Raw genomic sequence first — 24,615 nt, 5'->3', positions numbered from 1 at the left:
TTCGACCCTTCAACGCCAGATCGAGAAGCGCAGAGAGCGCCGCAAGTGCATCGATGCTGACAAACGGCTGAGCTGCCAAAAGCTCGGCGTCAGGGCATGCTGCCCGATCGAACATCCATGCTGGAACCTCCAACCATCGATCCGCTTGCGATCCATCCAGAGAGCAGCGGAAAGTGACATCATCAGCCTTCCCGACCGTTCCATGAACGCAAACTCGGCGACCAAACCAGGGATGAAATCGATAAAGAACCTCGCGAAAAACGGTTTTGTGGGCGTTCTTGAGTCTTGTTGTACAACCGAACCCGCCTCCATTCCGCGATCAACGGTTTGGTGCTTGTACTCTTCCGTAAAGGACCGACGTTGACGTTCCATTCGACACCTCCGGGCTCAATGAGCCTACTACAGGTGTCCACTCATTCGGAGGAGGTTCAGTGGGCACGCCGAGAGCCCGGGGCAGAACTCAGGATTGGATGAACTCCTGAAGCTTTATGGACCGCTGTTTTCCTGGATTTGCCGTTTCCGAAAGGATATCAATGGCCTGGAGCTTGGCGTCATGCTCCTCGTATGTGCCGAGCACGCGTTCGCCAAGTGCCAAATTGTGCACGGGATCGACAATCGAGGGGGAGTCGTAAGTTAGGAAGGTGGGTCCAGTAAACTTCTTCGCCAAGCTCGTCGCGTGGCAACATTCGCGCGGTGCACCGTTTGACGAGTTGCGTCACTGCGCCCATCCCGCTTATTGATAGGGGGGCAGATGCCGAAACCAAGTAGAAATACGTCCGCGCCGAAATCATCTGTTGCGAACTCGAGCTCACGCGCTGGTCTGGTTGAGCGGTAAGGGTCGGCAGACGCTTGCCCGCTGGACGCTCGAGCGTACCCTGAATTAGACCACCGTCTCTAACCGGTAATGTACGCCAACTTTTTTGGAGCACCAAGAACCTCTCGTCCCGAGGCGAGCGCTGCATCATTCGTTGTCACGTAGGTAAGAATTAAAAAGCCGGCCTCACCGCCGGGATCACGAACTTGAATTCCTGAAGAGCACTCCAAGTACGGCCCCACAGTGCTTGAGGGATAGCTCGCGACCGGCACAAGGGCGATTGCAGGGTTTGCTACGGTACTAATCCCTTCGGTAATAGAGAGGACACCTCGTGCCCCACGCTGAATACAAGGTTTATGGCTCGGTACCCGAGAAACGCGCTGCCACGGTCTTTGCTCCCAAGGTAGAGATGCGCATCAAGCGAAATACCTTTCACGTCGGGCATCGCATTCCTCCTCGCTCTTGAAGTGTTTAGGCGCAATCGAACATTCAGCTAACTCATCTCACCAAGACTACTCGGTTGTTGAGCATCCTGAAGAGACTGTGATGTGCAACTTCCAGTGCGGCTCGGTGATCCGTCGGCTCATAGATCCAGTGATCGCGATCGTCTTGCCCCCGACGCGTCCAGTTCTGCGCGTTGCACTTCGATTCTGTGCTGCAGAATGAGCTTGACGATTGTGCGTTCATTCCGGCGAAGCGTGCTCACCGAGGATGACGATAACTCGATAGGCCTCTCTATCTGTCGTCTGCGATCGATGCCAAGCGCCTCATTGGGTGTTATAAGACTCGCTCGGCTGCAGATGCCGAGTTGGAGTACGAGAGAAGGCCTTCGACAACTTTCGCCGCTTCTTCTGTTGCCTTCCCGCTTGTTTGATTGGCGACGCGGAGTGTCGAGAGTCCGACATGATCAAGCGGGAGATAAACGGATGAGGAGCTCGCATGGCTATCAAAGCTGTGTGTGGCTCGATAAGTCTTGATAAGTCGAAGCGCTATCGCTGTGCATGGCCCGAAAAGCATGCTAGCGGATACCCAGGTCGCGCGAAAAGGTCGTAACAGCTCCAGCAACTCTGCAAGAGTCGCGTGAGTTTGCGTTCGTATCAGAGTCTCGGCGCGCGGATTGCACAGAGTGGATACTCCAATTCGCAAGGCTCGGAGAGCTTTATGCGTTCTGCGCCCTACTCCCGCGGCCAGCCTCGAACAGCTCAGTACGTGCGCCTGTGCGGAACCGGCATTGCCTCGCGTGCAGTTCACGCCCATCTTCCGGAGGAAACTCGGTCGTGAATTGTCGGGCTCAACAAGGTGGCCCAATGTCGCGATGCTAATTCAACACTCCGACGATAACGCCTGAGCGGCGGACGCGTGTCCACGACGTGAAATCGTTATCGAGTTGGTTTTCGCGGCGAGTTGCGCGGCCACTACGCACAGCCGTTGGGCATTGCAGCGGGACACAGCAGATCGAACAGGGCTAATTGACATAGTGGATGTCGCAAGACCTTGCGCCACCACACTGATCGAGGAAGCAAAATTATGGGACGTCTCAGCGAAAAGGTCATTCTGGTGACCGGCGGGGCTCGAGGGATGGGGGCCGCTCATGCGCGCCTGCTGGTAGCGGAGGGAGCTAAAGTCGTGATCACCGATATTCTTCGTAAAGAAGGAGAGGCATTCGCGGCCGGCCTTGGCACATCCGCGATCTATGTGCGTCAAGACGTCGCTCAGCCAGAGGAATGGCGCCGAGCGATCGCGGCTGCGGAGAGCAACTTTGGCGCGCTGCATGGCCTCGTCAACAATGCGGGCATAGCCAGTATTGCTCCTATCGAGCAGTTTCCACTCGAGCAGTGGACGAAGACCCTTGCTGTCAATCTCACCGGTGTATTTTTGGGAATGCAGACTGCCCTGCCCGCCATGCGCCGCGCGGGCGGAGGCTCGATCGTCAACATCTCGTCGGTCGAGGGGCTGAGGGGTAGTGCAGGGCTTCACGCCTACGTTGCTTCCAAGTTCGGTGTGCGGGGCATAACCAAGTCCGCTGCTTTGGAGGCCGCTGCGTCTGGGGTTCGCATAAACTCAGTCCATCCGGGGTTAATCAACACTTGGATGACAAAGGACTTCGATTCTTCCAGTTTTCCCATTCCGCTTGGGCGGGCAGCCGAACCGCCGGAAGTGTCGCAGGCAGTTTTGTTCCTGCTCAGTGACGAGTCCTCTTATCTTACGGGCTCCGAAATCGTCGTCGATGGCGGTCTGACGATCGGCGTCCCGTACAAGTGTCAGGCTCCCGAAAGCATCTTCTGACTACTGTCACATAAACGAGATCTGATCCTTTGCTCGCCCGGGCAAGCCCGCTGGTGTGGACAGCAAGACGCCGTGGTTCGTTGGTTCGAGCTTGGCGGCACTCTCCGGCGCGGCGTTCATGATCCCCGACGAGCATATGCGTGGCCGATCGCATTACCTTCTCGAGCGCTGAACCTTCCGGGTGGGGCGTTGGACGGTAGTTGGGACCCGGAAAGAGGGGTCGTCATCCGAGGTGATCCAGAGATGGAGGAACATTTCGAGTGCCTCTGGGATCTGTTCCGTTCGGTTCTACTGGCTGAAATACTCGGTCAGACGGCGATGGAAGCCGTCTATATCCTCCTCAGATTGAACGCGGCGTGCCCGAGGTATTCAATTGACCTATGATATCAGCAATCGCTAGCAGCCAAGGGTAGACTACGTGACGGCAAGGAAATTGAGATCCCAGGACCGGCGTTCCTACCCCAACATATTCTGAAACAGATTAGCCCAACCGAGCTTGGTGAACTGATGAATGAGTACCTGAGTTGAGGTGGGACGCTGTCTGACGTAGCGGACATCGGGCAACGGGCTGTGCCGTGCTTCTCCCGCGCGGTGACATTACCATCGACGTTGATGTCTAGAGAATAGCGCGCCCGGTGACCAGGTGGGGCTTTCCACTCCTGCCGCTGATGTCAACGGGCACCTTAGACGCACAATCGAAGCTGCCTAAATTGGGAAGCCTCGCGGATCGCGGCGATCTGCGCGCCAGGCAGGAGAATCGGCGCGGTCACGATCGGCGATATGGTGCTATTCAATACGCTTCTGCTTCAGCTCAATATGCTCTTTGAGACGGTCGCGAGGGCGATCTCTGACGTAGCGCGGTTGCGAGCCGACCTCATCCCTCTAGCTAGACTGTGGGCCGCACTAGAAGAGCGGCAAGCATCTCATGCTCACGATTTCAAGCCCTCCGCTGGCCAGCTCTCTTCCGAGAGCATTGGTCATGCCTACGACAACGGTCGCGGCGTTACTAACGTCTCGTTTAAGGCCGGGCGATCAGCAATACGGATGCATCGTCCCGGATGATCCAAGAGTGGCGAGACTGCTTGAGATTTTCCAACCCCCGAACGCTTTCCTTTCTCTCGATGGGAATCCGGGTCGGTTGATCTTCATTTTAAGCGCTGCCGTCCCCTCGAATGTCTTCCGGGTCCAGAACTTAACGGCCGCCAACCCCAGTGGCACACCCTCGATTGTAACTGCGAGGCTCGAATGAATCAGGATGCCGCAAACCGTGTGCGATCTGAGGCGGCCCGCCTTATCCCGTCCACTGTTTATGCTCTTGGTGATGCCGATCGCTTCTGCGGCGGCGCGATCACTTGTCAATTGGAAATGGCCGGCCAGAATGTCCGCTTCGCTGACCCGGTCATTAGAGAAGAAGCGGTAGGCGGCCTTGGTATTCGCCCAATCCTGGCAGACGAGCGGAATGCGTTGTCCCATGGGGCGTCCAATCTGCGTGAGCAGTTTGCGGAATTGTCGCCAAGCCGCTCGTCCCTAAACTCGCATCCACTACTCTCTCGATCAATCCAACATTCACCTTCCAAGGACCGCAAGCGGCCTTTTGCCGATCGATCCCTTAACGTCAGCCCCATAGAGCACCCCCTCGCGAATCAGGTGCTCAGCAAGGAATCACAAGTGATTCTTTCGATTCAAGATTTCGCCGATCAGCGGATCATCCCGAGTAGTCAAAGTTATGGGTAATTCAAAGCCTCACCGGATGCTTACGCCCTGTTCGAAGCTGCCAACGTTGTTCTCAGGCGATCAACCCGATGGTCTCCGATGAAGGCCTGGGCGGTGCGTGTTGCCCACCGGCAAGGAAGCAAGCGTGCAAAGGTCGCGCTGGCCAGAAAGATGGCTGACGACCATCCATATCAATCAGCTTAACGTCGCGCTTCCGAGCGCGATCTCCGTCGTAAACGTCCACGACTTGGTTTCTGATCAGATGAGCCTATGCATCGTCCATTATTGCCTTTGCGCTATGAATGATATGTAATGCGCACGCCCGCAGTAGGATACGCGATCTTTCAATCGATCAGCCTGACCTGGACGGCTCTGTACTTCGAGCGCTGTTGATTGAAGCGAATTTCGAAAGTCACGCGCGTGACCGACACCAGATCAGACCCTGCGCAGTCGCGAAGGTCCGATATGTGCACGAACAAATCCTCCTGGTCGGCATCGTCAGGAGAATGAACCCCCAGCCCTTTTCAGCGTTGTACGATACCACCGTTCCAGTGCGCATCTCTGCTTCCAATATCTTGCGAGCTGAGATCGCCGCCTGCTGCTCCGGAGCTGCGGGTGCACTTTCCGCCGTTAACTCGTCTCGAACGCGGAACTCGTGGATTGGCCATCTGCTCTCCCGCTTAGGTGAGGCTGATGCTGTGCTACTTACCTGCCTTCTTGGTGCCGTCGTCCGACATGACGGCGACGAGCGCGAGCGAATGAGCGCCACCAGTTGAGAATCCTGATCTGATTCACCTCGCCTCACAGCAAACCGGCGGGGCGCACCAGGCGCTAGCCGCAACGAGCCCGCCCCTAACTCACCGCATCTGGAACATTCGGTGATGCTGCCCAGAACCGAGCAAGGGTCGTGCTGAATCGAGAATTGGAGGGTCTGCAGGCGCTTCGTGTGCGTCAAATTTGTTCGCCTTGGTCTGAAAACTGATGCTCGGCACTATCCGTCCCTGGTGGTCCCGCCGAACTTCGGACCAATGCAGGATGACGCTGGCGTGTCCGATACCGGGGTCACTGATACGTCGGGGTCCACAATTTTAAAGGCGTCGAACTGTCACTTTCTCTTTCGCACTACTTTCGGCGAAAGTTCGACCAGCCTCACTGATCAGCCTGGTCGCTGGGGAAAGGCAAACGGAGCAAGGGCGGAATCGTTCTTCGTTTTCCCGCTTAATTCTAAACGGCGTGTACGTGCCACACGCCGGATGATTTGCGCGCCGTCAGCCTATTTCACGCCTTGCGCCTCTTAACTTACCGAAGACCGATGGCTGTGCCTGAGACGATCCAACATCTTCCAGCCTTCGCCAAACAATTTCGAGCAGGATTGCTCCGCAAAATCCAGGTGGCACTTCAGTAGCTCAGAGGGAGTTTTAGAGTCCGCGAGAGTCTTCATGAAGGTGGCCTGATCGTGCAAAGAGGAAGCAGCCAGCTTTAGCGCGTCGCGGAGCGACGCGGCGAACAGGTTTGCTGTCGCTTCGATGGATTTTTGCCATTCCGGAACCGTAAATGAAATGCGCGATGCAGCTGCGGTGCTTTCTCCAGTATCATCCGTGGGGCCACCGGCTCCAGGGCGCGATGCCTCGGCCAGTTCGGGCCCTCCACGTGGTCGCCGTTCGCGTTTTCCGTCTTCGCCTAAGGTCTCTGGCATTGCATATCTCCCGAAAAGATTGCTAGGAGCTGGGTGGTTCGCTGCAGGTTTTCGAGCACCAGAGGTACCACAACCATCAACATGTTGTACCTGTCTTATCTGGTAGCGTTGGCTGCGAGGAAGAAGCGCGACATCCGTTGGGGCTTCCGTCCTCAGAACATTGGAACGGTGATCCAACAGCGCTAATGTGGTGTGATCAGGTTGTGTGCCCAGGCGGACTCGGCCACTTTCCGGCGCATATACGTTGGAGAGACCAATATCGAACTGCTTAGCGGCTGCCGCCGCTAGGCGCCGCATGAACCCTCTGTGCGTCCCCAATTCTGCTGTTTCAGGAGTCCATCGCTGAGCTCGAAATTCTCTGCGGTTGTGTAGTGACAAGCGGCGCGTTTGATCCGGTCTGAAGACGGAATATTGAGCTAAGTGACCTTGCCCCACGGGCTTAATCCAGTGTGAAGTTCGCTCTGGCCCACGACAAGAACAGAGCATGAAGCGCAGCCGCCTTTCGGAAGAGCAGATCATCGGGATTTTGAAGTAGCACGAGGCCGGCGTTTCGGTCGCCGGTCTGTGCCGCAAGTATGGCGTCAGCGACGCCAGCATCTACAAATGGAGGGCCAAGTTCGGCGGGATGGATGTCTCCGAGGCCAAGCGGCTGAGGACGCTGGAGGACGAGAACACGAAGCTGAAGCAGCTCCTCGCCGACACCATGCTGGACAACGCAGCCTTGAAGGACCTCCTGGGAAAGAACTCGTGGGAAAGAAATGGTGACGCCCGCGGCCCAGCGGAAAGCTGTCGCCCATCTCCTAGACGCCTTCGGGATGAGCGAACGGCAGGCGACCTAAAGCACATCGGCAGACGCGATAGCCGAAGCGGAGGCGGCTGTTCCGGCTCTACCGGGAAGAGAGGCTTCCGGTTCGTCGCCGTGGCGGTCGCAAGCGAGCGATTGGGACCCGGGCGCCGATGACGGTGCCGATGGCGCCGAACGACCTCTGGTCGCGGCGCCTACGCCAACGGCTATGCTGCGCAAGTGTCCCTCCACCGCTGCCGAGCAGCCGTGGGCACGTGCGTCGTCGCGTCGGTTGGAAGTCGCCGCTTGGTCAGTGCCGTGCCAGCGGCGCCTGGTCCGCGCGCAGCAACGTGGCGACAATTCCAACACCGCACCTCCGGCGCGACAGACCACCATGAACTCGTCGAGGCCGAGGCAGTCGAAAACGACCGGCACCGCGCGAACCGTAACTGCTCGGAGAACCGCTCGGAGGTGCGGTTGATCGGTAAGCGTTGTTCTCAGGCCACAGCTTTGAGGTCGTGACGGCAATAGGCCCACGCAAGCGGATCGACGTCGCCCAGCTTGCAGGTTTATGCCGCCCGCCGAACTATGCCGAACAGGGCAGCCTCATTCCATTCGGCATAGTCTTGCCGTTAAGAGCGACTCGAGGAAGGCGAGTAGGCGGTCGTTCGGCTGGAGCGGGTTCGCTTGCCGCGCTCGCGCCGGTTAACGTAGTGGCGCAGCCCAGTTCTCGTCGTCGGATGCAATGGCACGAACGGCGACTTGCCGAACTTGGTCAGCCGGACCGTCAGCACGCCGGCGTCGAGGTCAACGTCATCACGCTCCAGGCCATCGCCTCGGATATACGCATGCCTGCAGCCGGACAAGGTATGGTAGCTCCATCGGCGCAGCCCGTCCGCTGGCGCCAGAGCCAGCGCTGCCGTCAACAACGCATCGATCTCCGCGTCGCTAGAGACATAGGGCTTGGCGCGGTGGACGCCCGGGCTGATGTCGAGGGGCGACACCTTCGTTCTCGGATCGAAGTTAGCGACAGCGCGCGAACCCGCGCACGTCGCTCAATCGCAGCGCCCAGGATGCATGACGATCGGGCGGCAGCGTTGCCCATTTCCATTGCCAGCTTCTTGGTGATGATCCTGGCATTGCGCTTCTCCATGAAGGCGACGAACGTCGTCCATGACCAGTTGGCGAGCGGACACAAGCTTCGCGTGCTCATAATGGTCGATACCTTCTCGCGCTTCTCGCCGGCGCTGGCGCCGCGGTTCACCTTCCGCGGCACCGACGTCGTGGGAGGTGCTGGAAGGGGCCTGCAAGGAAGTGGGCTTACCGGCAACGATCCGCGTCGATCAAGGCAGCGAGTTCGTGTCTCGCGATCTTGACCTCTGGCCTACCAGTGGGGCGTCACACTGAATTATAGCGGCCCGGCAAGACGACTGACACGGATATCGTAAACAAGCCCTATGTCGCAGAAGCCTTGCTTTGTCGGGATCGCGGCTTTGCCCGCCACCGGGACGTGAACCTCGTATACTCCTTCTCGGCGCATTCCACGCGTGCTCGTTCCTCGGCCCTCTTCGCGGGGATGTTGTATTCATAGGCCGATCTACGCTTGGCATGACTGCATTTCACTGATGAGTGAGCAGGGATTTCGCGCGATCATGAGCGCCGAATTCAGACGATCGTGAGCAGCCCGCTCCGGCCGAGGCGGTGATAGAGTCAGCGTTCTGGCTGCTCGTCAAGGGTGACGGTTTTGGCGTTGCGTTTTCGCATGCTTTCGCCGGCAAGCTGGAGGCGGTGAGCGTTATGGACGAGGCGATCTAGGACGGCGTCGGCTGTCTCCGATAACTTCGTGCCATGTGTCCACAGGGAGTTGGCGGGTTACGATGGTGGAGGCGCGGCCATGGCGGTCCTCGAGGACTTCCAGTAGATCGCGCCGCTCGGCGGCGGTGAGCACCGATAATCGTCCAAAATCAGAAGCTGGGCGCGGCCAAGGGTTTTGAGCAAGCGGGCATAGCGTCCATCGCCCCGCGCGAGCGCCAACGCTTCGAACAATCTTGGAACGCGATGATAGAGAACCGAGCGATTGTCGCGGCAGGCCTTGTGGCCGAGGGCACAGGCTAACCAACTTTTGCCCAATCCGGTCGCTCCGGTTAGGAGCAAATTCTCGTGCCGATCGATCCAGTTGCCACTGACGAGCTTGGCGAAGAGGGCCCGGTCGATACCCGCGGCGTGCGCAAATCGACGTCCTCCACGCAGGCATTCTGGCGGAGCGCGGCCAGCTTGAGGCGCGTGGTGAGCCGCCTGGTGTCGCGTTCCGCGGCTTCCCGGTCGACCAGCAGGCGGATGCGATCTTCGAACGGCAAGGCCTCGAGATCAGGCGATCGTCGCTGCTCCTCAAAGGCCTTGGCCATGCCGCTCAAGCCGAGCTCGATCAGGCGTTCGTGGGTGGGATGGTTGAGCATACAAGTCTCCTTGGCTTCAGTGGAAATAATCCCGGCCGCGGATGTTGCCGTGGCGCAGGGGTTGGTGTTCGGAGGGTTCGTCGAGAAAGGTGCGATCCAGGCCGTTCTGGAGGATGGAGCGGATCGAGGCGACGGATCGCGCCTTGATCAGAATGCCGCGCCGACAGGCTGCGTCGACACGCTCGGCGCTGTAGCTTTTGACCAACGACAGAATGCCGAGGCAGGTGCGAAAGCCTTGCTCGGGATGCGGCCGGGTGGCGATCACGGCCTGGAAGAAGGCGGGCCGATCCGCTCGCCGGCGGCGATCACACCGGCGGGCGTCCATTGGCCGTAGCGCAGATGGGCGCTGGGCATGTGGTCGGTGATGGTGGTGTGGCCGCGCCGGTTGGGCGCGCGAGCGTGGCTGGCGATCCTGCTGCCCTTGTGGAAGATCTCGACCGTCCTTCGTCAATGCGCGCATCGACGAGCTCACGGATGAGCCGATATGGCGTGGAATACCAGTGTCCATCGATCTCGATATGATAGTCGGGGCCGACCCGGCATCGCTTCCAGTGCGCGAAAGCGTAAGCCTGGTCCGGCAGCTCTATGAGCTTGGGGCTTGTCGAGTTCAGCGAACAGTTCGGCGCGGCTGGCGCCGAAGTCGCGCATCTGCCGGGCATTGAGTTCGACGACGAGCATTTTGATGGCTGCGTTTAGCTCCGCTAATGAAAAGAAGCGTTGGTTGCGTAGCCGCGCCAGAATCCATCTTTGGGCGACTTGCACCGCAACTTCGACTTTTGCCTTATCTTTTCGGCGCCGCGGCCAGGCTGCGAGAATGGCCGCGCTGTAATGGCCTTCCATCTCCGCATAGGTCGGTTGAGGCCGAGATCGTGGCGGTCGGATTGGGGACGGCGGCCTTGAGGTTGTCGCAGACCACGAATGTCGGCGCGCCGCTGAGGAAGGCGAAGAGGTTGATGTGGACCCAGACCCAGTCGGCGAGCCCCTCGCTTGGCAGGCCTCGGCGTAGGTATAGTTGGACGCACCCATCGCCGCGACGAACAGCTTCATCGACTGTACTTCCCCCCCACTTGAGGGGTCGATAACGTCGATGGTGTCGCCGGCGAAATCCACGAAAACCTTCTCGCCGCCCAGATGGGTCTGCCGCATCGAAGGCCGGGCTCGCCCCTTCCAGGCCTCGTAGGTCGTGCAGAACCATGTGTAGCCGAATCCATCGGGATGGGTGGCGCGATACTCATCCCACAGCAGCCGGGCGGGTCACGTTGCGCCGGCGCAGCTCCTTGTCGACATAGCCCCAGTCGGGAACGTACCGCTGTAAGCTCTGCGATGCAGGCCTCGGCGCAGGGAAAAGCAGCAGCTCCAGGTCTTCGTCAATCATTCCGGCCGGCAACGGCCAGTTCAGCCCGGCCGCCCGGCTCAGCGCACATAGCTGTGCGCAGCGCCGTTGCTGATGCCCAGGGTGTGCGCGATGGCTCGCTCCGGCAAGCCTTGAACATGTTTTAGGCGGAGAACCCCTTTGATCCGGCGCATCGACAATCTCTGGGTGGGCATCGGCCTTCGTTCACTGACGAGGCAGTTCCTAAGCCGGTTGAGTTGTCGGCCGAAGCGGGCTGAGCCGTTGAAAAGTTGCTCACGATCCCGCGAAACATGCAGCATGGCTGGTGGGTAATCCAGCGGGCGCAGTTCGACGCACGCGCGCCGCTCGCCACTGCACAACCGCAGAAAATTGCAAGCTAAGCAATGGCCTCCTGACCGCCGGAACCGAGAAGCCGACAGCGACGGTACATGCGGCGCAGACGCTAAAGCCGATCGAAATCGGTGTCTCCAACCTTTGTGCGCCGGCAAATGGCCAAGTCCGCCTGGGCACACGACGTGACTACACCCTTCATTGCATCGAGAGTCTTTGGGCGGCCACCCTTCTCGAGCTTCTTTCAAAACAATGCTGGGGCCCGCCGCCAAGCTGGTTGCGGTCGCGCATCTTCGGGCTGTCATGAGCCTGTCGGAACCGGCAGGCCTGTTCGATCGCAGCGCTGATGGAAAGATCTCCGCTATAGCTTCCTCCGGACGTGGCTCTCCGTGGTCGACTGCGCGATCTCGCCAACGAGCGGCGGCGCTTCGGATACCGCTGGCTATTCGTCTTGCTGCGGCGGGAGGGCGAACCGTCGGGGATCAACCGGATCTGCGGACTTTATGGCAAGGAACGGCTCACCACGGGCAAGCGTGGAGCCCGCTGATGCAGGGGATTTAAGCAGCACTTTGGATACCGTTCGGGTGCGTTCATGTATAAGGCTTGTTAATGCGACCGATGCCATGGCCGCTGACCCTGATGGAGATCGCGGCGAGGTCTCATCTACGGGTCGCGCTTGTTGCGCCTAAAGCTCTTCGAGCTTGCTCGATGTCCAGCTCCGCCGGTGTCCATCATGCTGTCATTTGCCATCACAACGTAAGGTGGTCAAGATACGCTGAAGGGTCAGGCCGCGAGCTTAGGCCCATAGAATTCCCCAATCGTCATCATCGCTCAGACGATCCGTGGCCAACTTGTTGGCAACGGCGACGACCATGGGCCGACGCCGTTCAAGCAGGGCTTCGATACCGCCACCTCCGGCCCAGGACCGGGCCCTTGGATACCGAACAACGTTGCGTGTTCCGATGTCAAGCCAGTACCTGAGATCGGAATCGCCCTGTTTCGTAATCCGATCTAGCCGGTCCGTCCCGCCGGTGGAATTCCGCTTAGGCGTCAGGCCAAGCTAGGCCGCGAACTCCCGCGCGGAGCCGAACATGGTCGCGTCCAGCATCCGACGACACATCACCGAACGCCTCACCGGCCGAAGACGGCTCGACAGGGACCGCGCCACGACTGAAGTGGCAACACGGTTTGTTGAGCCCTAGCTCCACAAGTTCCAGCTCGAACAAATGCACGCCGCCTTTGCGCCCTCGCGCATTTTGTCCGAGAGGACCGCGATTGAGCCGGGCTTCATCTCAATCCTGAGCTTCTTCTTTTTGGGCCGTTTCGTGCGTCATAAGCTCAAGTTCGAAGGCGACGTCCACATAGATAACGTAGCTGCCGCGCGACCGGCTGTGGTGTCCTTACCCGTATGCTCGAGAGAAGAAAATTACTGCCTGTCCGACTTAAAAGCCCCTGATCGACTTGAAAGCCGGTAGTCCTGGTCCTCCGCTTGAATGAGCAAGGTGGGAGCGGAGGTCAGGGCGTGCGCCGCGACCTTCAACGTGATGGCAGCCGACCATTTCTGGCAGGGTGCCAGCCGGAAACTTAGAGCGTAAGATGGTAGGCGACTTTCTCTCACCCGGAGAGCAGCACAATGGAACCTCGCATCCAAATCCTCCGGGAGCTTATTGAAGATCAAATTGAAGTCGTCGCGGCGGCCATCTGCGAAGGCAACGGCGCTTTAGAAGCCGAGCTTCGTTTGGAATGGCTTACGCGCGAGCTGGTGAGCGGGCAGCGCGTTTTTACTGACCAGAGCATAGCCTGAACGGGCTTTAGAGGCTGCAGTCGGCCTCTCGCATGCCTCGGCCCTTCTCTCAAGCAACCGCGCTCAAACTAAGAGCCTTCTAGGCCAAATGAGCTGCTGCCGGTTTGATGGACACCAGGTTAAGCTAATCCCACCTTGCGCTCGAACTGAACCGGGCTGAGATAGCCGATGGTCGAGTGCCTGCGGATCATGTTGTAAAATCTTTCGATGTAGTCGAACACATCGGCTCGTGCCTCGTCTCTGGTTCGGTAGATCTTGTTGGCGGTCCGTTCGGTCTTGAGCGACGAGAAGAAGCTCTCCATCGCTGCGTTGTCCCAGACGTTGCCGGAACGGCTCATGCTGCAGAGAATGCCGTGGTCGGCCATCAAACGCTGGAACTGCTCGCTGGTGTACTGACTGCCCTGGTCGGAGTGGTGCAACAGGGCGTCCGGCTTGCCGCGTCGCCAGACGGCCATCAGCAGGGCATCGGTTACCAACTGAGCTGTCATGGCGGCGCTCATCGACCAACCCACCACCCGGCGTGAGAACAGGTCGATCACCGCTGCGACGTAGAGCCAGCCCTCGGCCGTCCAGAGATACGTAAAGTCGGCGATCCACTTCTGGTTCGGCCGCTCGGCGGCGAACTGCCGGTCAAGGAGGTTCGCCGGCCCGGTCTCGAGCTGTCGATCGCCGCTGTCCTTCGGCAAGCGCCGGCGTCGCGGCCGCGCCCGCAAGCCTTGCAGGCGCATCATCCGTTCGATTTGGTGCAGGCCACAGTCCGCCCCATCGGCGAGCAGATCACGCCACACCCGGCGCGCACCATAGGTGCGGTCGCTCGCCATGAAGCTGGCCTTCACCTTGCCGCCGAGCTCTTCGTCGCTGCGGGATCTGGCGCTGGGCGAACGATTCAGCCAGGCATGGAAGCCCGACCGCGACACCCCCAGCGCATCGCATAGCCATGCCACCGGCCAGATCGCCCGGTGCTTCGCGATGAAGACGAACTTCATGTCGCTTCCTTCGCGAAGAAGGCTGCGGCCTTTTTTAGGATGTCCCGCTCGGCCTTCAACTTGGCGACCTCACGGCGCAACCGCTCGATCTCCTGCTGCTCCGGCTTCATCTGCCCGTGGCCGGGAAAGGCCTGCACCGGATCGGAGCCGAACTCTTTCACCCATTTGCGCAGAACGTTCTCATGAACATCCAGGTCGCGCCCGGCCTGCGCCACCGACACCCCACGCTCCCTAACCAGTTTGACCGCCTCGATCTTGAACTCGCGACTGAACTTCCGTGCACCTCCGGCTTCATGAAACACCTAATCTCGGTGTCCATCAAACCGGCAGCAGCTCAAAACCCGTTTAGTCGGGCGGGCGAGTCGCTCTCGGAGCTTTAAGGCGCTCAGTTGTTCAGTCGTTCGGCCGGGCAGTCGTTCAGCCTAAACGGTTTACCGGGAAATCGCAGAATTAGTGGCGGCGAGTCTGCCTAGGGTGGGATCGCGCTGTTGCGGCCAGTGCGTTGTCCTCCTTTCCGTGGTGAGGCTCTGTGCTTGAGAGGTCCGGAGCCTCACTGGCCCATCGCCAATCCCGTCAAGAGAGACCTGCCACAATGAACTACGAACCGTGGCCCGGTCTTTGCCGGCCTGGCTGAGGGCTTGCGAGCGCGCCATCGCGCCCGAGCCTAAGCCGAGCGAAACGATCCACCCCGACCCGGAGCTGCTAGCCGCAGCTGAACGACTTCAATTACTCATCACGGCTGAACGTCAGCGGGGCACCGACGAGAGCCTCGCCGCGCCGCTCCGAAGGCATGGCGGGCGCAGCATCATGCTTCTCGTGTTCAACTACCAAGACAGGTAAGGGTGACTTGGGGTCGCAGGCAGTGCGGAGACTCGGCGCTGTTCGGTTGCGTTGGAATCAGACACTGTCCCTATCCCCGCCCGCACCACCCTTTGACGTTTGCGGCAACGTGACTCGGCGCTTATCCCCAACGCATACACGGAGGAAGCGCTGTCCCTGCCACGAGCAGCCAACTCCCACACGGCCAGCCTCATAGCAGCGGAGGAAGCTGGCCGGGAGGTCATCGTCGTCGGAGGACGAGCCTAACTACTTGATCCCTGCCCACCAGTCGGAAGCAGCGAGGGCGCGGCTCGGAGCCGGTTAGCCATGGAGGCATCAAGGCCCGTATCCTGCCACACCCACGCTGCCGATGAGTTTAGCGGGCTGCCGCCCTCGCTAAACCCAACCGTTTTGTACCGGGGCCAGCTGACTGAAAGCTGACGAGACCGCGTAGCAATTCACCCAACGAAACGCGGCCCGCGTGGGCCACTTGCCGTCAAGAACAATGAAGACGTTCAGGCCGCAGACAAAAGGCGTTCGGCCAGCTTACGATCAGCGGCAGCCGCCGCACGACAACGGGCCGGATTGGCGATCAGCACCACTGCACGCTTAAGACTGATCGCCCTGACGACCTCACGCTCTCCCGGCTCGTGCGCATCCACCATGGGATCCATGAGGTGGCCGTCCATCCGATTTGTGCCGGTCGTCGCCGCCGCGTCGTCGACCCCGAGCATTTTGCGGGCCTGACTGGATCGAACCGCGCTGGCGCGCTCGCAGGATCGTCCGTTGTGCCGCCGGCGCTGCTGCGGCCGCTCGGCGAGTATGAGGCAATCGTCGGGGGGAGCTTCTGATGCGCGCCGCTGTCTCCGATCGCCTGAGCGATATGCTGACCCGCCTGAAGCTGACCGCCGTCCGCGACCAGTTGGATGGGCTATTGGACGAGGCCGGCCGACAAGAGCTGAGCCTGCGCGAGACCCTGGTGCTACTGTGCGAGCGCGAGATCGCCCGCAAGGACGAGCGGCGCATCGAGATGACCCTCAAACTCGCTCGCTTCCCGTTCGTTCGCGATCTCTCCGGCTTCGACTTCTCGGCCCAGCCGTCGCTAGACCCCAAGCAGGTACGTGAGCTTGCTGGCGCGCGCTGGATTGCCAATGGCGAGAACGTGCTGCTGCTTGGGCCGCCTGGCGTTGGCAAGACGCACCTGGCGGTCGCGCTGGGGCGTGAAGCGATCCTGACTGGGCATTCCGTGCAGTTCGTCGCAGCCACGACGGTCGTTGCGCAACTTGCCAAAGGACACAGCGAAGGCAGGCTTGACGAGAGGCTCGCGCAATTTGCCAAGCCAAAGCTCCTGATCATCGACGAACTCGGCTATCTGCCCTTTGAGCCCAATGCCGCACATCTCTTTCGTCCAGCTCGTCAGCCGCCGTTACGAGAGAGGCGCGATCCTGCTCACCAGCAACCGCAGCGTCGGCGAGTGGGGCTCAGTCTTCGGCGACCCTGTGGTCGCCACCGCGATCCTTGATCGCCTGTTACACCACAGTCACGTGATCACAATCCGCGGCGACAGCTACCGCTTGAAGGAAAAGCGTCGTAGCGGGCTTTTGCAGAAGGCCGCGGCGCAAGAAGCTAAATCGGAGAAAACGTCGTGAAGCAAGCCGCTCGCTCGCTACGGCGCTATGGGGGCGCGCTCCGCGAGCGGCTTGCTCCACATCCGCCAAAACAACAAGGGGGTCACTTCTTCATGTCGCTACGGGGTTAAATCCGGACGTCACTTGACACAGGGAGCAGTGCGATCCTCAGAGATCGGTTCGATGAGCCTGAACGCGCTCCGGCTTGCGGCAGCTACAAAGCGGAGCTGCGTCGCCGCAACTAAACCGTAGAACACCCAGGATAGTGAACAAGGGCACTATCTGTCTAAGGACGGTGGCGGCGTCTCCTTTGTGCGCGTTGGCAGTATCGGATATTCGATCTTCGGCAAACGGCCGCTCAGTGAATTAAGAAACGCAACGATATCGTTCGTCTCCTTCTCGGTGAGCTCGGCGCCGAGCTGGACCTCACTCATAATGCCGACGGCTTCCTGGAGCGTCCAAACCTGACCCGAATGGAAGTAGGGAGCTCGCAAGGCTACGTTGCGCAAAGGGGCGGCGCGGAACACGTATCGGTCGCTGAAGGCCTTCGTGACCGCGAAACGCCCCTGGTCGGCTGCGGGAAGCAGTTTGCTGTCTGGTCTTTCAATCACGCCGAACGGGAAAAACTCCTGCCCACCAATATTGATTCCGTTGTGGCAGGAGGCGCAGCCTTTGTCCATGAACAGCCGCAATCCCGCCTTTTGGTTGCCATCCAGCGCGTTGCCATCGCCGTTCAGATATCGGTCGAACGGAGCTGCTGGTGTCGTGAGCGTCGCTTCGAAAGCCTCGAGCGCTTTCGCGAAATTGTCGAAGGTGACCGGCGGTGTATCAAGCGGGAATGCTTGCTTGAACCTGCCAACATAATCTTCCATCGAATTCAGTGTGGTCGTTACGTGATCCGCAGTCGCATTCATTTCGGCGCTCGCCTGAACGGGCCCCTTGGCTTGTGCCTTAAGATCCGGCGCGCGTCCGTCCCAGAATTGCGCGACATTGAACACTGAATTGTAGACGGTTGGCGCCCGCCGCGCTCCCCGTTGCCAACCGTGACCAACTGACGTTGGACCCGCGTCGACGCCGCCGGTTCCAAGATTGTGGCACGTATTGCAGCTAATGATCCCACTCGCCGACAGACGAGGGTCGAAGAACAGCATCTTCCCGAGCTCCGCTTTCTCGGTCGTCACGGGATTGTCCTTTAGGGTGGGGATAGCAGAAGGGATCGGTTTGAAGATCTGTCTGGCTGTCATCATCAAATCGTCGTTTGCGATAGCATTGCATGAGACGAGCATCAGAACGGTAGTAATCGATACCTTGCGCATGACGTGAGACTTCCAGATTTTGCGGCGCCGCTACCGAAGAACAGTTCTTCAGAAAAGGCGATTTCATCGTCCATCTGCTGAACTATGACGGCCGCCGTCTTGTCGATTTTGATCTCGGTAGTGCGTCCAATCGCTAACATCCTGTTACTTCGCCATTACCGCACTGGCTCCATTTGTGATCGGCTCGGCTGGAAGGGCCGCTGCGCCCGCGCGGACCGGAAGCCGCGCGAGCGCGACTCGACGTCGCGAAACATGCGAAACGACGCTGTCCCTACCGCGCCCGCGCTGCCGGAGAGCTGGCCGCGACATGACTCGGCGCCTTGGACGTCGCATAAACGAAGCGCTGTCCCTGCCACGCGGCTAACCTTGATGGCCAGACTTGCCGCCTGACCACCGCTCCTTCCGTGGGGTGCCGTCAAGCTCCAGGGACCAGCAAGAACTGTAGCGCCAAAGCCGCTCGTCGCGTGCCTACCTGATTTGGTTGGTCAGACGGAGATTCAGTGATGACATAACGCCAGAGGCCCCATTCCCCCCCCGCGGTTGATGGCGCTAATGGTCGTTTCACCACTGCCGCCATCTCGAATGGCAGGAGACGCACCGTTCGATTGCCGAGTACCTTGACGAGCTTCACGACCGGCGCACTGCCTTGCTTGACGAGCGTCAAGAACGAACTGTTGTTGTTGACTCGGTATCTTTGCTCCTGCGACAAAGGACATGACCAATGGACGTTCTTGGTCACTTGAGCCGGAGGCGGGGTTGCTGCACGAGGTGTTGATTTCGGGCTTCAGGTCATCGAAGCTGATGCCGCCTAATTTCGTTGACCGTCGCCATCATGCGGTGAATGCCATAAGTCAACTCAGTCGAATAGCGTGTTATCGAGGTCGTTAATTACGACACGTTTGACGTCTTCATTCAAAGAACTACCCCGTTTTCCACTCCATGGCCCCCTTGGAGATCGTCTCCTGAGAGCTCGCAACCAGGTCGAGCGGATCTTTCAACAGGATCGATCAACGCCGTGGGGTGGCAACGCGCTATGATACCTCGTTGAAAGCAGCGACTGACGCGCTTTCTCCGCGGAAACAGCGAGAGCCCGAGATAGCTCAAGCGCCTGGTCCACTGTCACTTGGAAGTGAACGCCGACAATACTTGCAATGACGAGCGTGATTTCGTCATCCATCTGCTCAATACAGATCGCGGCCGTTTCATTCAGTTCGATCTGAGCAATACGTCCGAGGGAACATCCGGCTCATTCGTCATGGCTACACTCCATCCGGCGATTGGGCTCGCGACTGGCATAGGGTGCGTCCCGACAGCGATTCAGCCAAGAGAGCACGAACTGGTCAGCTACAAGAGTATGTAGGTAAGGCGCGCGTCACGAAGTCAGTCGCTGTGGAAATTAAGGTCGAAAGCAAGACACAACCACGTGCCGCGCGATCTTTGCACCGGCGCTAAACACTAGAGCGCCGACTCTGCGCCGCCTAGAGCGATGAAGACTGTGCCGCCTGGAGCGATGAAGACTGTGAGATTTCACGTGGGCACCGGCAAGCACTAACCCTGGTAGGTCTCCCCACGACCCCTCTCCCGCTATAATCCGCTTTATCCCGTGGTGTGACAGCCCTCACGGGAAAGCCGGGTGGTTGGCCTCTTGACGCCGAGGCTGACTACTGAAGTTAGCGGCACGTGATAGGGACAGCGCTTTCCTTGCTGAGCGGAAGGCGTTCAGGGTCACGTCGCCGCTAACTTCCCCGGCAGTGTGAGCGCGGTAGGACATCGCCTGCCGTCAAAGTGACGAGCCGCGCTCGCGCGACTTCAGGACCGATACTGATGAACAAGGGATAACGATCAGTCCTGGTAGTTGTGCTAGGGCGTTCGCCGAATGATACCACACCCCGTCAGCTTCTTCCGCTGCTTGAGGCTGACCGTGGTGAAGTTAGCGGTGCGTGGTAGGGACAGCGCTTCCGACAAAGCGCCGAGTCACGTGCCGCTAACTTCTACTATGGGTCCGCATGGGCGGTGACAATCAACCCTCCAAACCTTCGCTCGTTGAGCTTTGATCGGCACATCACATCCCTGCGGTCGCAAGCGCGTGCGGTGCTTGCAACCAATCAGGCGCGCGCGGCCGATCAGGCTCTGCGCCTGTCAGATCGCCAAGTCGCGACAGTAAAGTAGCCTGCCGCCCTCGCCGATCACCGGCTGGCCGTACTTCCGCATGAAGTATCGCGTCCCCTTGCGTCCACGATCCGACGTGCGGACCACAGCCGACCGATTGGTGCCCATGTTCTCGAACATCTCGCCGATGATGGCGACCCGGTCGCGAGCGATCTTGCCCTTGTTGGCGATCTCGTAGGCGGCAATGCCGGATGCGCCGGCGGCTTCAATGTAGGAGATCATCCGCTCTTCGTCGGTCAGATTCTTCGAGAGCCGCCGCCTCCCCTTCGGCTGCTAGGCGAAATGCTCTGAGCCAGGCCGGGGGCAAGATCGGGCTGCGTCTGCGCGACGATGGGCATGGTGTGCGGCCTATCGAGCCAGAGTGCATCACGGAGCGCGGCAACGGGAATGGCGGGGTGTTCCTTGGCGAACGTGCGGCAGAGGTTGATGAGGTTCGTCGCCTCGACCGCGATGGCGAACTTGATCTCGGCCTTGAGCGCCTGATGCTCGTTCCATGCCCCGCCGGGATCGCGGCCGAGCAAGAGCCTGATCTTCAGGAACGTGGGATGCGCCTGGGTGAGGAAGCCAGCCAGTTCCGGATCAATCAACGGCGGCTGCTCGACTCCCCTCGCCCTCGGGCGACCTCGACCGGAACGCATCGCCGCCGGGAACACTCTGCCGTGTCCAGCGCGCATCGAGAGCCAGATCAGCTTCTTCCGGTGCAGATACCGCGCGATGGCCTCTGCCTCACTAGGATGGCACGGCAAGGCGCTGGCGAAGCCAACGAAGGACCAACCATCGTCCGGCACTTGAGGAACGCCGCCTTGGCGTCCCACTCCGACATGACCTTCCTGCGCATCGGATAATATCCACTTCCATCCGTCGAAGTGACGGACTCATCCATCATCCAGCAAAACATCAACTGACGATTCCGGGGTTTCGCCCCTATACATAGACGTAATCCCCTACACACATATCTTCATCAGAATATATTACGACTATATATTACTATCTTATATATAGGGGATACCCTCCAATGGTCTCGCAGGCCCTATCGAAAGCAGGGGTTTAGTTTTGCGGACGTTTCCGCGCATAACCGAAACCGGCCCCAAAAGATAATATGGAGTTGGCGATTTCCATGCGCGAGATCGGCCTGCTCTTTCCGGCTCGCTAACGATGGGCCAGCGGCCGTCCGTCAAGATGCCTATCAAAACTCTTGCGTGACGGATAATCCGTCGACTATCCATTGATTCCGGCGGGACCGGCGTGATTCACGCCGGACGGGGACGAGAAATCCACACCGCACGTCGCTGATCTGAACAACGCCCTTCAGGGCGAACGGGAGAGCTTTGTGCATGTCTCAAAATTATCTGAACACGCCGGGATCGAAGGGCGGTGGCGCTTCGAGTGACGCCGCCGAGAAGATTGTCAGCCGGGCAGCGATGCTCCGCATCGCGATCATCGAACTGATGCTCAACGGCTACCGCCTGACGGCTGACGAGATCGCCAAGCAACTGAAGGAAAGCGTCCTGGCGATCCGTCCGCGCGTCTCGGAACTCGTCAAGATCGGCACGACCGCCGGAAGAACGTCAGCGGCATGACGGCTCACGAGGACAGCCTGACCGCCGTCGATCTCCCGCAGCCCACCCCCGCAAAACCGCTTCGCTCCGCGCCGCAGGCAATGCACTCGGATCAGAACGCCTTGTTCAGCTGAAGGGGAGCGCCGTGACCGAATACCTGCTCACGCATTCAGGAAAAGATGATCACGCGCCGCGCGCTCGGGCTCGAACACGGCAACTCGATCAGCCGCAACTTCGTCGCCGCTCATGACAACGGCGAAGACATCGGTGTCGCACAGCGCCTTATCGGCAAGGGCTACATGGTCCGCAACCCCGAACGCGATTTCGGCTCGATGCGCGTCTTCGTTGTCACGGCGGCCGGGGCCAAGGCCATAGGCAAGAAGCTGCCGCCCGCCTACGTCGTTCTGTCCGCCGCCGCCTGACCCCCTCGTCTTGATGTACTTGTGCCCGTTGTGGACGGCCACGATCACATTGGCCTTGTGTTCTTCTTCGACATAGAACTCCCATACACCGTTTTCGATTTCTTTGATCGTGGCATTGACGGATTGCTTCCACCTGGACCCGTCCGGATTTACTCCGCCAACGTTTTTGACTCGCTCGTGAGGGTTCTGCCTGTCAGTCTTGTTGATGCATTGAATTCGTATGCGGCTGATCACTCGGGTCTCTCCCATCTGCAAGAAAAAAGAGCCTCAGTTTAGACCTCGGGCGTGGGTTAGTGGCCGACCAATCCTAGTAGGTGTCTCGCATCCTTCTCCGCGCCGAGTCCCGCCCGCACTCCCAGCGACCCGCGGCTGTGATGCGGCAACCGGTTCTGGTAGTTGTGGCACGGCTTTTTTCGATGAATGTATCCCACCGTCAGCTTCTTCCGCTGTTGTGAGGCTGGCGGTGGAGTTAGCGGCGCGGGATAGGGACAACGCTTTTTTCTCCAGACGGGCGCCGAGCCACGTGGCCGCTAAACTTCAGCCGGGGGCCAACCGATGTATTCGAGCGGCAGATCACGGCCCTACGGTCGCAAGCGCTTGAGGTGCTTGCAGCCAATCAGGCCCGGGTCGCCGATCAGTCTTTGAGCCTGGCAGATCGCCAAGTCGCGACATTTGATGCCGAGGAGGCTCAGGCAGTGTTGGGCATACTCGATAGCGTGAAGCCCAATCTTAGGCCGAAGGACGCGCGGCGGATCGCTGCACGCATACGCGCGCTTCTAGAGGGGACGAGGTGAGTGTCGCCCGACTCTCTCGGGGTAGAGGCGGCCAGCCCTGGTCTTCGAGGACGGGCTGGCCACCATCGCTTCCGACGCCGTTTGGGCGAACCCGCACCCAGGCTCGTGGGCCTAAGCGGATCATCTGGTGCGGCGATCAGGACAGCGCCGGTTTGAAGCTGCGCGCGGCCATGGCCCAACTGTTCGGCATCGCGCGGTTCTATTTCGTCAACTGGCCGGAAGGTTCAAAGGACGCCAACGATCATCTGCGCAGCGATGGCGCGCAGGCGGTGCGCGAGTTGGTGCTCTATGGCCCGTTGCCGTAGCCGACGAGCGGCCTGTACCGGAATGAGCGATCTGCCGGATCCGCCGCCGATGACGATCTGGTCCCCGGGGTTCAACAGTTGGGGACACCGCTGCAAGCTCGCGGCTGGCACCTTGTCGGTGATGACCGACAGGGAGATCGCCGATGCGGACCGCTGGATCAATGAGCACTATCTGTTTATGGGCCCATCCCGACCGGTGGCCTGATCTGCAATGGCTGTTGTCGCAGGCGGAGGCTGCTGTGCATCGCCACAGCGTCCGGATTCCTGCAGATCGATCCCTGGAATCGGCTGGAAGCGAACCGCGAGCCGCGCGAAAGCGAGACCGACTATCGGCCGGTGCCTGCGCGAGCTGTACAATTTCGCCGTCGACCTCGACTGCCATGTGCAGATCCTCGCGCATCCGGCCAAGGCAGGAGATGGCTACAGGCGCAGCGATCCGCCGGAGCTGGAGCACATCCACGGATCGAAGCACTGGGACAACATGGTCGACCAGGGGTTTGTGGTGCATCGGCGTCGGCTGTTCAACGACAAGGGCGAGCGCGAGTTCAACACCGAGCTGCATCACAAGAAATCTCGGTTCGAAGAGCTTGGGTACGCAACCAAGTTCGGACTCGAGTTTCAGAGCGACACTGGGCGGTTTGCCGACTGCAACCTCGCGAAGAGAACGCCCGCAAAGCAGCAACGGCAAGCTACAATTTTGAGCGCGGCGAATGACGGATTACGACGCCTATCTGCGATCAGAGCAATGGCGCACCAAGGCGGACGCCGTCATTGAGCGCGAGCACGGCGGTTGCCAGCGCTGCGGCGACTTGGCGCGGGAGGTGCATCACCGCACCTATGAGCGAATTTTTCGCGAGCGCCTCGAAGACCTGGAAGCGGTCTGCGCTGACTGCCACAAGCTGGAGCATGGGCTGTCGTCTGCAGCCGACACTGATCGACAAACACGGAAGCAACAGGCGTATCGTGAGCGGCTTGTTCGCGAGCTCTATGCGCCAAACAGAGGTAAAACATGGACTGCATTCTGATCCGGCGCGACGAACCGCCGAAATTCAACCCGCTCGAAGAGGCCGTGATAGGGGACGTCGCGCCTTCGGTCTGGTGCGGCCCGCACGTGGGCACGCGTCTCGCCGAGGCGATGCGAACGCTGCGTCTGATCCCGATACGCGCGGTCGCGGGCTATGGCGCTCCGTGGCCTGCCTACAATTACGAGTTCGAGGACTTGCTCGCTCAACAGGCGCAAGGCGAACTCGAGAAAACGATGCGGATGCAGAACCGCACGCGCCTGCTGCCGTCCTTCAGCGATGTCACGCGGATGGAGGCGGCGATCTGCTGGCCCGCCCGCTACCTGCTCGGCCAAATGCATCTGCGCCGGGCGGTCAA

Annotated in this window: 20 protein-coding genes and 8 pseudogenes; 13 read left to right on the top strand and 15 right to left on the bottom strand. The window is 59.9% G+C overall.

The genetic code is table 11. From position 1 onward, the window contains the following. Positions 1-9: 9 nt before the first annotated feature. The 3 genes from AB7M16_RS25015 to AB7M16_RS25005 all read right to left on the bottom strand — a co-directional run bounded on the left by AB7M16_RS25015 (position 10) and on the right by AB7M16_RS25005 (position 1,056). On the bottom strand, positions 10-372 hold the full coding sequence (locus tag AB7M16_RS25015; RefSeq protein WP_453945420.1) for a hypothetical protein: 363 nt from the start codon (positions 370-372) through the stop codon (positions 10-12). 88 nt (positions 373-460) lie between these two features. Further along, positions 461-667 carry a hypothetical protein gene (locus tag AB7M16_RS25010; protein WP_050996351.1) on the bottom strand — a complete coding sequence of 69 codons (207 nt, stop codon included), beginning with the start codon at positions 665-667 and terminating at the stop codon, positions 461-463. A 227-nt stretch (positions 668-894) separates the two neighbouring features. Further along, positions 895-1,056: an acetoacetate decarboxylase family protein gene (locus tag AB7M16_RS25005; protein WP_244621071.1), complete on the bottom strand. Its 162-nt coding sequence runs from the start codon at positions 1,054-1,056 to the stop codon at positions 895-897. 1,285 nt (positions 1,057-2,341) lie between these two features. Here AB7M16_RS25005 and AB7M16_RS25000 point away from each other — a divergent pair. Together AB7M16_RS25000 and AB7M16_RS24995 are read left to right on the top strand one after the other, a co-directional pair. Beyond that, the gene (locus AB7M16_RS25000) at positions 2,342-3,100 is read left to right on the top strand and encodes a glucose 1-dehydrogenase (RefSeq protein WP_124163410.1); all 759 of its coding nucleotides are present in this window, start codon (positions 2,342-2,344) and stop codon (positions 3,098-3,100) included. Positions 3,101-3,172: 72 nt separating this feature from the next. Next, positions 3,173-3,484 carry an oleate hydratase gene (locus tag AB7M16_RS24995; protein WP_245333569.1) on the top strand — a complete coding sequence of 104 codons (312 nt, stop codon included), beginning with the start codon at positions 3,173-3,175 and terminating at the stop codon, positions 3,482-3,484. A 648-nt stretch (positions 3,485-4,132) separates the two neighbouring features. Here the strand turns inward: AB7M16_RS24995 and AB7M16_RS24990 are convergent. Both AB7M16_RS24990 and AB7M16_RS24985 read right to left on the bottom strand, forming a co-directional pair. Then, on the bottom strand, positions 4,133-4,573 hold the full coding sequence (locus AB7M16_RS24990; protein ID WP_245454641.1) for a transposase DNA-binding-containing protein: 441 nt from the start codon (positions 4,571-4,573) through the stop codon (positions 4,133-4,135). 1,534 nt (positions 4,574-6,107) lie between these two features. Further along, positions 6,108-6,509, bottom strand: coding sequence for a hypothetical protein (locus AB7M16_RS24985; protein WP_036031912.1), 402 nt, complete (start codon positions 6,507-6,509; stop codon positions 6,108-6,110). A 484-nt stretch (positions 6,510-6,993) separates the two neighbouring features. On the opposite strand from AB7M16_RS24985, the pseudogene AB7M16_RS24980 reads away from it, so the two are divergent. Next, positions 6,994-7,502, top strand: a pseudogene (locus tag AB7M16_RS24980) (transposase); the annotation flags it as partial. A 423-nt stretch (positions 7,503-7,925) separates the two neighbouring features. Here AB7M16_RS24980 and AB7M16_RS24975 read toward each other — a convergent pair. Beyond that, positions 7,926-8,297, bottom strand: coding sequence for a site-specific integrase (locus tag AB7M16_RS24975; RefSeq protein WP_199752318.1), 372 nt, complete (start codon positions 8,295-8,297; stop codon positions 7,926-7,928). Between the two features lie 153 nt (positions 8,298-8,450). Here AB7M16_RS24975 and AB7M16_RS24970 point away from each other — a divergent pair. Beyond that, positions 8,451-8,767: pseudogene (locus AB7M16_RS24970) on the top strand (integrase catalytic domain-containing protein); the annotation flags it as partial. A 236-nt stretch (positions 8,768-9,003) separates the two neighbouring features. Here the strand turns inward: AB7M16_RS24970 and istB (AB7M16_RS24965) are convergent. Beyond that, positions 9,004-9,749, bottom strand: a pseudogene (gene istB / locus AB7M16_RS24965) (IS21-like element helper ATPase IstB). Between the two features lie 16 nt (positions 9,750-9,765). Next, positions 9,766-11,297, bottom strand: a pseudogene (istA, locus tag AB7M16_RS24960) (IS21 family transposase). Positions 11,298-11,641: 344 nt separating this feature from the next. Between istA and AB7M16_RS24955 the strand changes: the two are divergent. Further along, positions 11,642-11,977 (top strand): annotated as a pseudogene (locus tag AB7M16_RS24955) (IS3 family transposase); the annotation flags it as partial. Between the two features lie 239 nt (positions 11,978-12,216). Here the strand turns inward: AB7M16_RS24955 and AB7M16_RS24950 are convergent. After that, positions 12,217-12,535: pseudogene (locus tag AB7M16_RS24950) on the bottom strand (transposase); the annotation flags it as partial. 531 nt (positions 12,536-13,066) lie between these two features. Between AB7M16_RS24950 and AB7M16_RS24945 the strand changes: the two are divergent. Next, on the top strand, positions 13,067-13,237 hold the full coding sequence (locus AB7M16_RS24945; RefSeq protein WP_157786092.1) for a hypothetical protein: 171 nt from the start codon (positions 13,067-13,069) through the stop codon (positions 13,235-13,237). Positions 13,238-13,356: 119 nt separating this feature from the next. Here the strand turns inward: AB7M16_RS24945 and AB7M16_RS24940 are convergent. Together AB7M16_RS24940 and AB7M16_RS24935 are read right to left on the bottom strand one after the other, a co-directional pair. After that, positions 13,357-14,525 (bottom strand): IS3 family transposase gene (locus AB7M16_RS24940; protein WP_453945419.1). Its coding sequence is split into 2 segments (ribosomal slippage): positions 13,357-14,261 and positions 14,261-14,525, totalling 1,170 coding nucleotides; the frame shifts between segments, so codons are not numbered across the junction. Between the two features lie 1,032 nt (positions 14,526-15,557). Continuing rightward, the gene (locus AB7M16_RS24935) at positions 15,558-15,776 is read right to left on the bottom strand and encodes a hypothetical protein (protein ID WP_124163408.1); all 219 of its coding nucleotides are present in this window, start codon (positions 15,774-15,776) and stop codon (positions 15,558-15,560) included. Positions 15,777-15,892: 116 nt separating this feature from the next. On the opposite strand from AB7M16_RS24935, the pseudogene istB (AB7M16_RS24930) reads away from it, so the two are divergent. Beyond that, positions 15,893-16,691: pseudogene (istB, locus tag AB7M16_RS24930) on the top strand (IS21-like element helper ATPase IstB). Between the two features lie 257 nt (positions 16,692-16,948). On the opposite strand, the gene AB7M16_RS24925 reads toward istB (AB7M16_RS24930), so the two are convergent. The 3 genes from AB7M16_RS24925 to AB7M16_RS24915 all read right to left on the bottom strand — a co-directional run bounded on the left by AB7M16_RS24925 (position 16,949) and on the right by AB7M16_RS24915 (position 20,970). Next, complete coding sequence (locus AB7M16_RS24925; RefSeq protein WP_050996292.1) at positions 16,949-17,986, bottom strand: cytochrome-c peroxidase; 1,038 nt, start codon at positions 17,984-17,986, stop codon at positions 16,949-16,951. Between the two features lie 2,139 nt (positions 17,987-20,125). After that, positions 20,126-20,377 (bottom strand): hypothetical protein, encoded by a 252-nt coding sequence (locus AB7M16_RS24920; RefSeq protein WP_124163407.1) that lies wholly within the window; start codon positions 20,375-20,377, stop codon positions 20,126-20,128. 14 nt (positions 20,378-20,391) lie between these two features. Further along, on the bottom strand, positions 20,392-20,970 hold the full coding sequence (locus AB7M16_RS24915; protein ID WP_453945418.1) for a hypothetical protein: 579 nt from the start codon (positions 20,968-20,970) through the stop codon (positions 20,392-20,394). Positions 20,971-21,489: 519 nt separating this feature from the next. Here AB7M16_RS24915 and AB7M16_RS24910 point away from each other — a divergent pair. Together AB7M16_RS24910 and AB7M16_RS24905 are read left to right on the top strand one after the other, a co-directional pair. Then, on the top strand, positions 21,490-21,735 hold the full coding sequence (locus AB7M16_RS24910) for a hypothetical protein (RefSeq protein WP_124163405.1): 246 nt from the start codon (positions 21,490-21,492) through the stop codon (positions 21,733-21,735). Between the two features lie 158 nt (positions 21,736-21,893). After that, on the top strand, positions 21,894-22,136 hold the full coding sequence (locus tag AB7M16_RS24905) for a hypothetical protein (RefSeq protein ID WP_162130869.1): 243 nt from the start codon (positions 21,894-21,896) through the stop codon (positions 22,134-22,136). 54 nt (positions 22,137-22,190) lie between these two features. On the opposite strand, the pseudogene AB7M16_RS24900 reads toward AB7M16_RS24905, so the two are convergent. Then, positions 22,191-22,385 (bottom strand): annotated as a pseudogene (locus AB7M16_RS24900) (DUF3892 domain-containing protein); the annotation flags it as partial. Between the two features lie 697 nt (positions 22,386-23,082). On the opposite strand from AB7M16_RS24900, the gene AB7M16_RS24895 reads away from it, so the two are divergent. From AB7M16_RS24895 to AB7M16_RS24880, 4 genes are read left to right on the top strand one after another with little or no spacing between them, the layout of a single operon-like run. Next, the gene (locus tag AB7M16_RS24895) at positions 23,083-23,235 is read left to right on the top strand and encodes a hypothetical protein (protein WP_157786090.1); all 153 of its coding nucleotides are present in this window, start codon (positions 23,083-23,085) and stop codon (positions 23,233-23,235) included. 22 nt (positions 23,236-23,257) lie between these two features. After that, positions 23,258-23,440: a hypothetical protein gene (locus AB7M16_RS24890; protein ID WP_124163404.1), complete on the top strand. Its 183-nt coding sequence runs from the start codon at positions 23,258-23,260 to the stop codon at positions 23,438-23,440. A gap of 6 nt (positions 23,441-23,446) precedes the next feature. Next, positions 23,447-24,010: a hypothetical protein gene (locus tag AB7M16_RS24885; RefSeq protein WP_453945417.1), complete on the top strand. Its 564-nt coding sequence runs from the start codon at positions 23,447-23,449 to the stop codon at positions 24,008-24,010. Beyond that, the gene (locus AB7M16_RS24880; protein WP_124163402.1) at positions 23,946-24,260 is read left to right on the top strand and encodes a hypothetical protein; all 315 of its coding nucleotides are present in this window, start codon (positions 23,946-23,948) and stop codon (positions 24,258-24,260) included. Before AB7M16_RS24885 ends, AB7M16_RS24880 begins: the two co-directional genes overlap by 65 nt. Positions 24,261-24,615 lie beyond the last annotated feature (355 nt).

The sequence above is a fragment of the Bradyrhizobium sp. USDA 372 genome (assembly GCF_053629095.1).
Note: the sequence above shows the minus strand (reverse complement) of the source record. Positions and strands in the feature narration are given on the sequence as shown.

Bases quoted from the DNA above. Each gene is read 5' to 3' on its own strand.
- AB7M16_RS25015 (WP_453945420.1), bottom strand. From the start codon at position 372: ATGGAACGTCAACGTCGGTCCTTTACGGAAGAGTACAAGCACCAAACC.
- AB7M16_RS25000 (WP_124163410.1), top strand. From the start codon at position 2,342: ATGGGACGTCTCAGCGAAAAGGTCATTCTGGTGACCGGCGGGGCTCGA.
- AB7M16_RS24990 (WP_245454641.1), bottom strand. From the start codon at position 4,573: ATGGGACAACGCATTCCGCTCGTCTGCCAGGATTGGGCGAATACCAAG.
- AB7M16_RS24985 (WP_036031912.1), bottom strand. From the start codon at position 6,509: ATGCCAGAGACCTTAGGCGAAGACGGAAAACGCGAACGGCGACCACGT.
- AB7M16_RS24945 (WP_157786092.1), top strand. From the start codon at position 13,067: ATGGAACCTCGCATCCAAATCCTCCGGGAGCTTATTGAAGATCAAATT.
- AB7M16_RS24935 (WP_124163408.1), bottom strand. From the start codon at position 15,776: ATGCTCGGGGTCGACGACGCGGCGGCGACGACCGGCACAAATCGGATG.
- AB7M16_RS24925 (WP_050996292.1), bottom strand. From the start codon at position 17,986: ATGCGCAAGGTATCGATTACTACCGTTCTGATGCTCGTCTCATGCAAT.
- AB7M16_RS24920 (WP_124163407.1), bottom strand. From the start codon at position 20,377: ATGATCTCCTACATTGAAGCCGCCGGCGCATCCGGCATTGCCGCCTAC.
- AB7M16_RS24910 (WP_124163405.1), top strand. From the start codon at position 21,490: ATGTCTCAAAATTATCTGAACACGCCGGGATCGAAGGGCGGTGGCGCT.
- AB7M16_RS24905 (WP_162130869.1), top strand. From the start codon at position 21,894: ATGATCACGCGCCGCGCGCTCGGGCTCGAACACGGCAACTCGATCAGC.
- AB7M16_RS24890 (WP_124163404.1), top strand. From the start codon at position 23,258: ATGAGCGATCTGCCGGATCCGCCGCCGATGACGATCTGGTCCCCGGGG.
- AB7M16_RS24885 (WP_453945417.1), top strand. From the start codon at position 23,447: ATGGCTGTTGTCGCAGGCGGAGGCTGCTGTGCATCGCCACAGCGTCCG.
- AB7M16_RS24880 (WP_124163402.1), top strand. From the start codon at position 23,946: ATGACGGATTACGACGCCTATCTGCGATCAGAGCAATGGCGCACCAAG.